The organism is Kitasatospora sp. NPDC001132 (assembly GCF_053598415.1).
The window spans coordinates 373,598-387,356 of sequence record NZ_JBSFKF010000002.1 but is presented as its reverse complement, the minus strand read 5'-3'; the positions used below and the strand labels follow the sequence as shown (position 1 = coordinate 387,356).

Annotated in this window: 4 protein-coding genes; all 4 read left to right on the top strand. The window is 73.1% G+C overall.

Annotated elements, in window-relative coordinates; translation table 11 throughout:
• Positions 1–16 precede the first annotated feature (16 nt).
• Genes ACWDBE_RS03745 through ACWDBE_RS03730 form a run of 4 tightly spaced genes read left to right on the top strand, consistent with a single transcriptional unit; the run spans position 17 to position 13,734 of the window.
• Complete coding sequence (locus tag ACWDBE_RS03745; protein WP_449807120.1) at positions 17–9,262, top strand: non-ribosomal peptide synthetase/type I polyketide synthase; 9,246 nt, start codon at positions 17–19, stop codon at positions 9,260–9,262.
• Complete coding sequence (locus ACWDBE_RS03740) at positions 9,249–10,988, top strand: phytoene desaturase family protein (RefSeq protein ID WP_449807119.1); 1,740 nt, start codon at positions 9,249–9,251, stop codon at positions 10,986–10,988. Before ACWDBE_RS03745 ends, ACWDBE_RS03740 begins: the two co-directional genes overlap by 14 nt.
• A gap of 29 nt (positions 10,989–11,017) precedes the next feature.
• Positions 11,018–12,682: a phytoene desaturase family protein gene (locus ACWDBE_RS03735; protein ID WP_449807184.1), complete on the top strand. Its 1,665-nt coding sequence runs from the start codon at positions 11,018–11,020 to the stop codon at positions 12,680–12,682.
• Entirely contained in the window at positions 12,679–13,734 is a 1,056-nt protein-coding gene (locus ACWDBE_RS03730; protein WP_449787670.1) for an MDR family NADP-dependent oxidoreductase, read from the top strand. Before ACWDBE_RS03735 ends, ACWDBE_RS03730 begins: the two co-directional genes overlap by 4 nt.
• The last annotated feature ends 25 nt before the right edge of the window (positions 13,735–13,759 follow it).

The following is a 13,759-nucleotide window of genomic DNA, read 5'->3' as shown; positions in this document are numbered from 1 at the left end:
ACCCCCGGATTGGATCATGACCTCCTCGCCCTTCGCCGCGCCCCGCGAACGCATCGCGATCACCGGTATCGGCTGCCGCCTGCCGGGACACGCCAACGACCACCGCTCCTACTGGCGCAACCTGATCGAGGGCCGGGACTGTCTCACCGAGACGCCCGCCGACCGCTACGACACCGGAACACTGGGCAGTCGGGACCGGGCCAAGCCGGGACGGCTGATCGGCGGCCGGGGCGGCTACATCGACGGCTTCGACACCTTCGACCCCGACTTCTTCGGGATCAGCCCGCGTGAGGCCGAACACATGGACCCGCAGCAGCGCAAGCTCCTGGAGGTCAGCTGGGAGGCCCTGGAGGACGGCGGGCTGCGCCCCGGCGAGCTGGCCGGCCGGGAAGTCGGCATCTACATGGGCGCCTTCACCCTCGACTGGAAGATCCTCCAGTTCGCCGACCTCGACTTCGCCACCATCGCGGCGCACACCGCCACCGGCACCATGATGACGATGGTGTCCAACCGGATCTCGCACTGCTTCGACTTCCGCGGGCCCAGCGTCTCGATCGACACCGCCTGCAGCTCCTCGCTGGTCGCGGTCCACCTCGCCTGCCAGAGCCTGCTCCGCGGCGAGACCGAACTCGCCCTGGCCGGTGGGGCGTTGCTGCACATGGCGCCGCAGTACACGATTGCCGAGACCAAGGGCGGCTTCCTGTCCGCGGACGGCCGCTCACGCGCCTTCGACGCCTCCGCCGACGGCTACGTCCGGGCCGAGGGCGTCGGCGTGGTCGTGCTCAAGCGGCTCTCCGACGCGCTGCGCGACGGGGACCCGGTGCACGCCGTCATCCTCGGCACCGGCGTCAACCAGGACGGCCGCACCAACGGCATCACCGTCCCCAGCGCGGACGCCCAGGTCACCCTGATCGAGCGGGTCTGCGCCGAGGCCGGGGTGGAGCCCGGCAGCCTCCAGTACGTCGAGGCCCACGGCACCTCCACCCCGGTCGGCGACCCGATCGAGGCCGCCGCCCTAGGCCGGGTGCTCGGCATCGGCCGGCGCGCCGGGGACCGCTGCTACGTCGGCTCGGTCAAGACCAACATCGGGCACACCGAGGCGGCGGCCGGCGTCGCCGGGCTGATCAAGACCGCGCTCGCGATCAAGCACCGCCGCATCCCGCCGCACCTCAACCTGGAGCGGCCCAACCCCGGCATCGACCTGGACGCGCTGCCGTTCGAGATCCCGACCGCCCCGACGGACTGGCCCGAGCACCGGGGCCCGGCCCGCGCCGGCGTCAACTCCTTCGGCTTCGGCGGCACCAACGCCCACGTCCTGCTGGAGGAGCCGCCGCGGCCCGCCCCCGCCGCGCCGGCGGCCCAGCCGGCCCGCACGGTCCTGCCGCTGAGCACCAAGGACGCCGCCGGACTGCCCGAACTGGCCGCAGCCGTACGGCAGGAGCTCGCCGACGGGGCGTCCCTGGCCGACCTCGGCCACACCCTGGCGCACCGTCGCCAGCACCTCCCCGAGCGGCTCGGGGTGGTCTACTCCACCCGGGAGGACCTGGACGAGGCACTGGCCGCGTACGGGCGCGGCGAGGAGCACCCCCGGGTGGTCCAGGGCCGGGCCCGGGAGCGCGGGCAGCGCCGACTGGCCTGGGTGTTCACCGGCATGGGCCCGCAGTGGTGGGGGATGGGCCGGGGGCTGTACGAGCACGAGCCGGTCTACCGGGAGGCCGTGCAGGCCGTCGACCGGGAGATCCGGGCGCAGGCCGACTGGTCGCTGCTGACCGAGCTGGGCCGTGACGAGGCGGACTCCCGGATGGCCGAGACCTGGCTGGCCCAGCCCGCCAACTTCGCCGTCCAGGTGGGACTTTCGGCGCTCTGGCGGAGCCACGGCCTGCGTCCCGACGCGGTCGTCGGGCACAGCACCGGCGAGGTCGCCGCGTTCCACGAGGCCGGGGTGTACGACCTGGCCGACGCCGTGCGGGTGGTGCTCGCCCGCAGCCGGCTCCAGCAGCGCCTGGCCGGCACCGGCACCATGCTCGCGGTCGGCCTGCCGGAGGCCGAGGTGGAGCGCCGGATCCGCCCGTACCGCTCCGAGGTCTCGCTCGGAGCGGTCAACAGCCCCTCCGCGGTGACCCTGGCCGGGGACGCCGAGGCGCTGGGCGCGCTGGCCGAGGAACTGCGGCAGCAGGGCGTCTTCGCCCGCCTGCTGGACGTCGAAGTCCCTTACCACAGCGTGCGGATGGACCCGATCCGGGACGAGCTGGTGGCCGCGCTCGCCGCCATCAAGCCGCAGGAGGCGCGGCTACCGCTCTACCTGACCGCCCGCGAGGGGCTCGCCCGCGGGCCGGAGCTGGACGGCGAGTACTGGTGGCAGAACGTCCGCAACCCGGTCCGCTTCCGGGCCGCCGTCGAGCGGATGGCCGAGGACGGCCACCGGCTGTTCCTGGAGCTCGGCCCGCACCCGGTGCTCGGCCACGCGATCCGCGAGTGCGCGGAGCAGGCGCACACCGTGCCGTCGATCCGCCGGCAGCAGGACGAGCCCGAGCGCCTCGCCCGCAGCCTCGCCGAACTGCACACCCTCGGCGTCGAGTTGAGCTGGTACGCGCTTCACCCGGCCGGCCGCCCGGTGCCGCTGCCGACCTACCCGTGGCGGCGCGACCGCTACTGGGTGGAGCCCAAGCCGGTCGAGCAGGTCCGGCTCGGGCAGCTCGACCACCCGCTGCTCGGCCGCCGCACCGCGAGCGCCCAGCCCGGCTGGACCAGCGCGCTCGACCCCGAGCGGCTGCCCTACCTGACCGACCACCGGATCGAGGGCCAGGTGGTCTTCCCGGCCGCCGGATACCTGGAGATGGCCGCCCAGGCCGTCCGCACCCTGACCGGCGGCACCGAGGTGACGCTGGCCGAGGTCGAGCTGAACCGGGCCCTGTTCCTCTCCGAGAGCGAGCCCGTCCCCGTCCAGCTCGGCTACGCACCGGAGGACGCCCGCTTCACCGTCGCCTCCACCCCGGCCGGCGGCGAGCCGAGCGTGCACGCGAGCGGCCGGGTCCGCACCGGCCAGCGCCGCTCCTACGGGCCCGCGCTGGACGTGGACGCCCTGCGCACCCGGGGTCGGCACCTCGACGGCCCGGACTGCTACCGGCGGCTGGCCGGGCGCGGCTACGACTACGGGCCCGCGTTCCAGGCCATCGCCGAGGTGTGGACGGGCCCCGGCGAGGCGCTGGCCCGGGTCAGGCCTCCGGCGCAGCTCGGTGCGGACGCGGCCGACCACCACCTGCACCCGGTGCTGCTGGACGGCTGCTTCCAGACCCTGCTGGCCACCCGGCTGGAGACGCCCGAGGACGGCAGCGTCCGGCTCCCGGTCTCGATCGACGAGGTCCGGCTCGACGAGATCGGCGACCGCCCGCTCTGGGTGCACGCCACCGTCACCCGGGACAGCGGCGAGGAACTCGTCGGCGACCTCGCGCTGTACACCGAGGACGGCACCCCGGTCGGCAGGGTCACCGGCTTCCGGGTGGCCGACGTCGCCCAGGCCCCGGCCTCCGTCGGGCTCGCCACCATCGACGGCTGGCTCACCGAGGTCGGCTGGGTCGAAGCCGCCCGGCCGGCCGCCGACGAGGCCCCCGGAGACCTGCTGCTCTTCGCCGACGAGGACGGCCTCGGCGATCGGCTCGCCGCACTGGCCGCCGCTCGCGGCGCCCGCTGCCACCTGGTCCGGCCCGGCGACGAATACCGGCACGGGGAGGGACGTTCGACCGTCCGGCCCGACTCCGCCGAGGACGTCCGGAAGCTGTTCGCCGACCTCGACCCAGGCTTCGGCACCGTCGTCCACCTCTGGAACCTCGACCAGCCCGCCCTGGCCACCGCCGGCGCCGACCGGCTCGGCCCGCTCGCCACCCTCGGCGCCTACTCCCTGATCACCCTCGCCCAGGCCCTGCCCGCCGCCCGCCCCGAGGGCCGGCTGCACATCGTCACCCGGGGCACCCAGGCCGCCGCCCCCGGCGACCGGGTCGAGCCGCTCGGCGCCCCCGCCTGGGGCATCGGCCGGGTGCTGTGGCAGCAGGAACTGGTCGCCCAGCGCGGCACCCTGATCGACCTCGACCCGGCCGTCGACGCCGCCGACCAGGCCGAGGCGCTGCTCACCGAACTCGCCGCCCGGGACGAGCAGGAGATCGCCCTGCGGGCCGGCACCCGGCTCACCAGCAGGCTGCGGCAGGCCGAGGGCCTCACCCGCCCGCTGCCGCCGGTCCTGCGCCCCGACGGCAGCTACCTGGTCACCGGCGCCTTCGGTGCCCTCGGCCGACTGCTCTGCCGCACCCTCGTCCGGCGCGGTGCCCGGCGGCTGATCCTGGTCGGCCGCACCGCCCTGCCCGAGCGCTCCGCGTGGGCGCACACCGACCCGGACACCCCCGCCGGCGAGCGGATCGCCTTCCTGCGTGAACTCCAGGCGCTCGGCGCCGAACCCCTGCTCGCCCAGGTCGACGTCACCGACGAGACCGCTCTCGCGGACTGGCTCGCCGACTACCGGCAGCGCCAACTCCCGCCCATCCGAGGCGTGTTCCACCTCGCCGGGCAGGTCAAGGACACCCTGCTCGCCCAGATGGACCGTACGGCCTTCGACGCCGGCTACGCCCCCAAGGTGATCGGCGGCCACCTGCTGCACCGGCTGCTGCGCGACGAACCGCTCGACCACTTCGTGCTGTTCGCCTCCGTCGCCTCGCTGCTCACCACCGCGGGGCAGACCAACTACGCGGCCGGCAACGCCTTCCTGGACGCCCTGGCCCACCACCGCAGGGCCGAGGGGCTGCCGGGGCTCAGTCTGGACTGGGGCCCGTGGGCCACCGGCATGATCGAGGAACTGGGCCTGGTCGCCCACTACCGCGACGCCCGCGGCATGAGCTCCCTGCCGCCGGACGCCGGAACGGCCGTCCTGGAGCGCGTCCTCGGCCAGGACCGCGCCCAACTGCTGGTCGCCACCGTGGTCGACTGGCCGACCTTCCTCGCCTGGTACCCGGCGCCGCCGCCGCTGGTCGCCGACCTGGCGGCGAGCGCCGCCGAGCAGGCCCCGGCCGAGACCGGCGGCTTCCTCGACGCCTACCGCGCGGCCGGCCCCCAGGCCCGCCGGGAACTGGTCACCGAACGGTTCACCGCCGCCGCCGCGGCCGTGCTGCGGATCGGCGCCGAGCGGATCGAAGAGGAGACCAGGCTCGGCGCGCACGGCCTGGACTCGCTGCTCGCGATGGAGCTGCGCGCCCGGGTGCACGGCGAACTGGGCGTCGCCCTGCCGGTGGTGGCCCTGCTCAGCAACGGCACCGTCGGCGACCTGGTGGACCTGCTCGCCGAAGGGCTGGCCGAGCGGCTCGCCGCCGACGGCGGCCCGGCCGAGGCCGAGGTGGAGCTGTACACCGACGAGTCCCGCTTCCCGCTCACCCACAACCAGCAGGCGCTCTGGTTCCTGCGGCTGCTGCACCCGGACGGCTTCGCGTACAACATCGGCGGCGCCGTCGAGGTCCGCGCCGAACTCGACCCGGAGCTGATGTTCGAGGCCTTCCGCCACCTCGTGGCCCGGCACCCCGAGCTGCGCGCGGCCTTCACCGCTGAGCAGGGCCGGCCGGTCCAGCGCATCCGGGCGGAGGTCGAGGCCGACACCGGGCTGTTCGACGTCGAGGGCCGGCCGTGGGAGGAGATCCACGACCTGATCGTCCGCGAGTACCGGCGGCCGTACGACCTCGCCGAGGACCCGCTGGTGCGGCTGCGGCTGTTCCGGCGCGGCCCGGACCGCTGGGTGCTGATGAAGGCCGTCCACCACATCGTCTCGGACGCGATCTCCACCTTCACCTTCATCGAGGAGCTGTTCGAGGTCTACGAGGCGCTGCGGCAGGGGCGCACCCCGGACCTGCCCCCGGTGCCCGCCCGCTACCTGGACTTCCTCAACCGCCAGAACCGCTTCCTGGCCGGCCCCGAGGCCCGGCGGATGCTCGACTACTGGCGCGGCCACCTGCCGGCCGAGATGCCGGTGCTGGCACTGCCCACCGACCGGCCGCGCCCGCCCGTCCAGACCCACAACGGCGCCTCCGAGTTCTTCCGACTGGACGTCGAACTGACGGCCCGGGTCCACGAGGTGGCCCGCGCCAACGGCGCCACCCCGTTCATGGTGCTGCTCGGTGCCTACTACCTGCTGCTGAACCGGTGGTCCGGGCAGCAGGACATCGTGGTCGGCAGCCCGGTCACCGGCCGCACCCAGGAGGAGTTCGCCTCCGTCTACGGCTACTTCGTCAACCCGCTGCCGCTGCATGTGAGCCTGGCCGGGGAGCCGACCGTGGCCGAGCTGCTGGCCCGGGTGCGGGAGAGCGTGCTCGGCGGGCTGGACAACCAGGAGTACCCCTTCCCGCTGCTGGTCGAGCAGCTGGGCCTCCAGCACGACCCGAGCCGTTCCGCGGTGTTCCAGGCGATGTTCATCCTGCTCACCCACAAGGTCGCCGTGGAGCGCTTCGGCTACCGCCTGGACTACATCGAACTCCCCGAGGAAGAGGGCCAGTTCGACCTCACGCTGTCCGCCTACGAGGACCGCGCGGACGGCTGCTTCCACTGCGTCTTCAAGTACAACTCCGACCTCTTCGACCCCGCCACCGTCCAGCGGCTGGCCGAGCACTACCGCAACCTGCTGGACGCCATGACCCGCGCAGCCGAGAGCGAGCCGGTCGGTCGGCTGCGGATGCTGGGGCAGGCGGAACGGCGGCGGATCCTCACCGCCTTCAGCGGCGCCGAGCGCCGGATCGAGCACGGCACCCCGGTTCCGGAGCTGATCGCCAAGGCCGCCGCCGAGCGGCCGGGGGCCGTCGCGGTGGTCGCGCCCGGCCGGGACGGCGTCCGCAGGCTGACCTACGCCGAACTGGAACGGCAGGCCCAGCGCACCGCCGTACGGCTGCGCGAACTCGGCGTCGGCGAGGGCTCGGTGGTCGCGGTCTGCCTGGACAAGTCACCCGAGCTGATCACCACCCTGCTGGGGATCTGGCGGGCGGGCGCCGCCTACCTCCCGCTCGACCCCGGACACCCGGCCGACCGGCTCGCCTATCAGGTGGCGGACGCCGGAGCAGCGCTGGTGGTGGTCGACCAGCGGCGCCCGCTCGCGGCCGAACTGCCAGCCGAACTGGTCACCCTGGAGGCCCTGGACCGGCCCGTGCTGGGGGGCGCCGTGCCGCTGCCCGCCGCCGACCCGGACCGGGCCGCCTACCTGATCCACACCTCGGGCTCCACCGGCCGCCCGAAGGGGGTCCGGGTCGACCACCGCAACCTGGCCGCCGTCACCGCCGGCTGGCGCGCCGAGTACCGGCTCGACACCGACGTGCGGGTGCACCTCCAGATGGCCGGCACCGCCTTCGACGTCTTCTCCGGCGACCTCGCCCGGGCGCTCAGCACCGGCGGCACCCTAGTCCTGGTCGACCGCGAGCTGCTCTTCGACACCGCCCGGCTCTACCGGGTGATGCGCGAGGAGGCCGTGGACGGCGGCGAGTTCGTGCCCGCCGTGGCCCGCGCGCTGCTGGCCCACTGCGAGCGCGAGGGCCTGACGCTGGACTTCCTGCGGCTGCTGATCGTCGGCTCCGACTCCTGGAAGGCCGCCGAGCACCAGCGGGTGCGCGCCCTGTGCGGTCCGCACACCAGGCTGGTCAACTCCTACGGGCTGACCGAGGCCAGCGTCGACAGCACCTACTACGAGGGTGCGACCGACGGGCTGGAACCCGGCCGGATGGTGCCGATCGGCCGGCCGTTCCCGAACAGCGCGGTGTACGTCCTGGACCCGTACGGCGAGCCCGTCCCGGTGGGCGTGCCCGGCGAGCTGTGGATCGGCGGCGCGGGCGTCGCGGCCGGCTACCCCAACGACCCGGAGCAGACCGCCCGGCGCTTCCGCACCCTGGACCTCGACGGAACGCCCCTACGGCTCTACCGCACCGGCGACCTCGGCCACTGGGACACCGCCGGCACCGTGCACCTGCTCGGCCGGATCGACAACCAGGTCAAGGTCCGCGGCCACCGGATCGAGCTGGGCGAGATCGAGGCCCACCTCACCGCCCGCCCGGAGCTCGCCCAGGCCTGCGTGGCGGTCCGCCAGGACGCCAGGGGCGAGGCCGTCCTCGCCGCCTACGTGGTGCCCGCCGAGGGCACCGTGCTGGACCGCCGCGAACTGCGCCGCCACCTGGCCGAGCACCTGCCCACCGTGATGATCCCCTCCTACCTCACCGAGCTGCCCGCCCTGCCGCTCACCCCGAACGGCAAGGTGGACCTCGCTGCCCTGCCCGAGCCGAAGGCCGACACCGCGGCCGCCCAGCACGAACCGCCCGTCACGCTCTACGAGACGAGGGTCGCCGAACACTGGCAGAACCTGCTCGGACTGGACGAGGTCGGCCTCCAGCACGACTTCTTCGAACTCGGCGGCAGCTCGATCCGGCTCATCGAGCTGATCCACCACCTCCAGAGCGAGTTCAACATCAGCATCCCGGTGGGCCAGCTGTTCAAGGTCACCACCCTGCACGGAATGGCCCGCACCGTGGAGCAGATCATCACCGGCGAGCTGGCCGGCGGCGAGGCCTACCTCTGGTTCAACGCCGGGGCGCCCGAGGACCGTACGGTCTTCTGCTTCCCGCCGGCCGGCGGCCACGGGCTGGTCTACCGGCAGCTCGCCGCGCACCTGCCGGAGCACCGGATCGCCTCCTTCAACTACCTGACCGGCGACGACAAGACCGCCCGCTACGCGGACCTGGTCGAGCAACTGCACGCCGATGGGCCGTACGTCCTGCTCGGCTACTCGCTCGGCGGCAACCTCGCCTTCGAGGTCGCCAAGGAGCTGGAGCGGCGCGGACGCACCGTGGCCTCGGTTCTGCTGCTGGACGCCTACCGGGTCACCGAGGCCTTCGACCTCGGCGAGGAGCACCTGGCCGTCTTCGAACGCGAACTCCACGAGCACTTGCACCGGCACACCGGCTCCCGGATCGTCGCCCAGGAGACCCTCGAACAGGCCAGGGAATACCTGGAGTTCAGCAGTCGAACCCCCAACGCCGGGACGGTGAAGGCCCAGTTGGACGTGGTCTGCGAGCAGGAACGGCTCTCCGTGCACCTGGGTGGCGAACCGGGCTCCTGGCACGGCGCCTCCACCACGGGCACCGCGGTGTACGTCGGGCACGGCGCCCACGCCGAGATGCTCGACGGGGAGTTCGCCGTCCGCAACGCCGAACTGGCGGGCGCCATCCTGACCGGAGGCACCGCCGATGTCCTCGGCTGACCGCGGACCGGACTGGTCCGACCGGGAGCGGGCCGACGCCGGCCCGCCCAGGGTCATCGTGATCGGGGCCGGCCTGGCCGGCCTCGCCGCCGGCTGCTACGCGCAGATGAGCGGCCTGGAGACCCGGATCTTCGAGAAACACGTGCTGCCCGGTGGCTGCTGCACCGCGTGGTCCCGGCACGGCTACCTGTTCGACTACTGCATCGACTGGCTGATCGGCACCGCCGAGGGCAGTGGAGCCCACCAGGTCTGGAGCGAACTCGGCGCCCTGGACGGCAAGTCGGTGACCCTCTTCGACACCTTCAACCGCGTCGTCGACGAACACGGCCGGGCCGTCACCTTCTACGGTGACCCGGACCGGCTGGAGGCCCACCTGCTGGCTCTCGCGCCCGGCGACGCCAAGCCGATCCGGGAGTTCTGCCGGGACCTGCGCCGCTACGTCGCGATCGAGCTGCCATGGGACCTCACCCCGCCGCCGCTGCGCACCACGGCGGAACGGCTGCGCACCCTGCGCACCGTACTGCCCGCCTTCCGGCTGTTCTGGCGCACCGCGACCACCCCGATGAGCGGCTTCGCGGAGCGCTTCCAGGACCCGCTGCTGCGGCGGGCCTTCCCCAACATGTTCCTCCAGGAGCCCGCCGGCTTCCCGCTGCTGCCGTACCTCTACACCCTGGCGGCCGCCCACAACGGCAACGCCGGCTTCCCGCAGGGCGGTTCGCTCGGCCTGGCCCGATCGGTGGAGGAGCGCTACACCTCGCTCGGCGGGGTGATCGGCTACCGCCGTCGGGTGGAGCGCGTCCTGGTCGAGGACGGGCGCGCGATCGGGGTGGAACTCAAGGACGGATCACGGCACTTCGCCGACCATGTGGTGGCTGCCTGCGACGGCCCGACGGTGCTCGACCGGCTGCTCGAGGGCCGTTACTCCAGCCCCGCCACCGAGAAGCTGTACGGCGAACTGCTGGACAAGCCGGGCAACCTGTACCCGTCCGTGGTCTCCGCCTTCGTCGGCATCGACGGCCCGCTGCCCGAGGGCGAGCCGCACAGCACCACCTACCTGCTGACGCCCGAGGACGGCGAGCGGCTGCCCGGCTCGCTCCAGCGCAGCCTGGTGGTGCAACTGCGCTCCTCCTACGCGGACGGCTTCGCGCCGCCGGGCAAGTCGGTGCTGCACTGCACCTACTTCAGCGACTACCGCTCCTGGAAGGACCTGCGGACCAGTGACCGCCGGGCCTACCGGGCGCGCAAGCAGGAAGTCGCCGCGTTCGTCCGGGAGTTCCTGGAGCGGACGTACCCCGAGCTCGGCCGGCGGATCGAACTCGTGGACGTGGCGTCGCCGGTGACCACCGAGCGGTTCACCGGGAACACCTACGGCAGCATCCTCGCCTGGCAGGCGTTCTCCGAGGCCGAGGACGCCGCCAACCGGCTGGTCAACCGGGACCGGATGCGGCTGCCCGGACTGAGCGGCTTCTCCATGGCGGGCCAGTGGACCTCGCTCGGGGGGCTGATCCGGGCGGCCACCAGCGGGCGGTTCGCCGCGCAGTACCTGTGCGAGGAGCTCGGCCGGCCGTTCCGGGCCTGGCCGAGCGACAACCGGGAACCCTGGCACCCGGGCAAGTGGGGCCGCCTGCCGCAACTCGGCCGGGCCACCGTCGGACTGCCGGGCCGGGGAGCGGCGGACGAGGGAGTGGCGGGCGCCGAAGTGGCGGAAGTGGGAGTTGCGGAGTGAGCGGGACGACGACCGACGGCCGGCGGAGCATGGTCATCATCGGCGGAGGACTCGGCGGCCTGTCCACCGGCTGCTACGCGCAGATGAACGGCTACCGCACCCGGATCCTGGAGATGCACGAGATCCCCGGCGGCTGCTGCACCGGCTGGGACCGCGGCGAGTTCACCTTCGACTGCTGCGTCAGCTGGCTGCTGGGCAGCGGCCCGGGCAACGAGATGCACCAGATCTGGCTCGAACTCGGCGCACTGCAGGGCAAGCGGATGCGCAACTTCGACGTCTTCAACGTGGTGCGCACCCGGGACGGCCGGGCGGTCTACTTCTACTCCGACCCGGACCGGCTGGAGGCCCACCTGCTGGACCTCGCCCCCGAGGACGCCCGGCAGATCCGGCAGTTCTGCGCCGGGCTGCGCAAGTTCCGCCTGGCCCTGGCCCGTTACCCCTTCCTCAAGCCGGTCGGGCTGATGGGCCGGTGGGAGCGGATGCGGATGCTGGCCTCCTTCCTGCCGTACTTCAACGTGATCCGGCGCTCGATCACGGTGCTGATGAGCGACTACTCGGCGCGGTTCAGGAGCCCGCTGCTGCGGGAGGCGTTCAACTTCATCCTGTACGAGAAGCACCCCAACTTCCCGGTGCTGCCCAACTACTTCCAACTCGCCTGCCATGCCGGGCAGTCGGCCGGGGTACCGGAGGGCGGCTCGCTGGGGCTGGCAAACTCGATCGAGCAGCGCTACCGGCGGCTGGGCGGCGAGATCACGTACAACACCAAGGTGACGGAGGTCCTGATCGAGGACGACCGCGCGGTGGGGGTGCGGCTGAGCGACGGCCGGGAGGTGCGGGCGGACATCGTGGTGGCCGCCTGCGACGGCCGGACCACCATGATGGACCTGCTCAAGGGCCGCTACCTGAGCGACACCTACCGCCGGCTGTACACCCAGACCATCACCGAACCGGGCATGGTCTTCCCCGGCTACGTGACCGTCTTCCTCGGCCTGCGCAGACCCTTCCCGGCGGGGGACCCGTGCACCACCTACCTGCTGGAGGACGAGGTCGCCGAGCGGCTCACCGGCATCCGGCACCCGAGCATCAACGTCCAGTTCCGCAGCCGCCACTACCCGGAGCTGTCGCCGACCGACACCACCGTGGTGTACGCCAGCTACTTCTGCGACATCGAGCCCTGGCGCGAGCTGAGCACCGGTCCGGAGCAGGAGCCCCGGGTGCGGCGCGGCGAGGAACTGCACACCCTGCCGGTCGGCCGGGGACGGGAGTACCAGCGGGAGAAGCGCCGGGTGCGCGACGCCATCGTGGAGTTCCTGGACGGCCACCACCCCGGGCTCCGGCAGGCGGTGGCCGTCAAGGACGTCTCCACCCCGCTCACCCAGGTCCGCTACACCGGCAACTACAACGGCACGGTGCTTGGTTGGCAGCCCTTCGTGGAGAGCGGCGAGACCCTGGAGGAGGAGATCAAGCGCAACGGCCCGGGGCTGCCCGGCCTGGCCAACTTCTACCTCTCCGGGGTCTGGGCGACCACCGGCGGGCTGATCAGGGCGGCGGCGGCCGGCCGGCACGTCGTCCAGTTCATCTGCCGCGACGACGACAGGCCCTTCACCGCCGAGGTGGACGACAGCGCCCCGCTTCCCACTCTGCTCATCGAACCGGTCGGCCCCGCCGACCGGCAGTTTGGAGTCACCTCGTGAGATTCGAGAAGTGGGTCGTCCAGGAGCACGAGGACGGCGTGCCGGACGTCGAGCGGGTCTACCGGAAGGTCGTGGAGGAGGTGGACGTCCGGCTCGCCGCGGACGAGATGCTGCTGCGCACCCGGTACGTGTCGGTCGACCCGTACCTCCAGGGCATCGCGCTGGACACGCCGATCGGCGACCACATGGGCGCGGACTCGATCATGGAGGTGCTGGAGGCCGGGCCGGCCGCGCGCTTCGCGGTCGGCGACCTGGTGCAGGGCTTCGGCGGCTGGCGCAGCCACCTGATCAGCGACGGGGAGCCCCGGCTCTGGCAGACCGGGACCTTCCCGATGGTCTTCCCGGCGTTCCGCCGACTGGACCCGGCCGACTACGACGAGGCCCTGCCGCTGTCCACCGCGCTCGGCGTGCTGGGCGGGCCGGGGATGACGGCCTGGGGGACGGTCGAGAAGTTCCTCGACGTGCGGCCCGGGTCCACGGTGCTGGTCAGCGGGGCGTCCGGGGCGGTCGGTTCACTGGTCGGGCAGCTGGCCAAGCACCGGGGCGCGCGGGTGATCGGTACCACGGCGACGCCGGAGAAGGTCGAGTGGCTGTGGCAGCTGGGCTTCGACGGGGTGCTGCTGTACCACGACGGTGACGCGCCGGAGCAGGTGGAGAAGGAGCTGGCGGCGTTCGCGCCGGACGGCATCGACCGCTACTTCGACAGCCTCGGCGGGACGCTGACCGACGTGGTCTTCGGCATGCTCGCGGTGGAGAGCAGGGTCGCCGTCTGCTGGCAGTGGGGGAGCCAGGTCGGCGGGAACTGGTCGGGACCCCGGCTGCTGCCGATGATCATGTTCCCGCGTGCCACGATCCGCGGCATCTTCTCGCTGGAGTGGTTCACCGAGGAGAACTGGGCCGCGCTGCGGCGGGACCTCGGGCCGCTGGTCCGCAGCGGCCAGCTGACGTACCGGCAGACCGTGCACCAGGGGTTCGACAGCATCCCGGGGGCCTACCGCGGCCTCTACCTCGACCGTTCGGCCAACCGGGGGAAGGTGCTGGTCGAGCTCTGAACGGAGCGGACGCGCGTTCGGGCCC

Bases quoted from the DNA above. Each gene is read 5' to 3' on its own strand.
- ACWDBE_RS03740 (WP_449807119.1), top strand. From the start codon at position 9,249: ATGTCCTCGGCTGACCGCGGACCGGACTGGTCCGACCGGGAGCGGGCC.
- ACWDBE_RS03745 (WP_449807120.1), top strand. From the start codon at position 17: ATGACCTCCTCGCCCTTCGCCGCGCCCCGCGAACGCATCGCGATCACC.
- ACWDBE_RS03735 (WP_449807184.1), top strand. From the start codon at position 11,018: ATGGTCATCATCGGCGGAGGACTCGGCGGCCTGTCCACCGGCTGCTAC.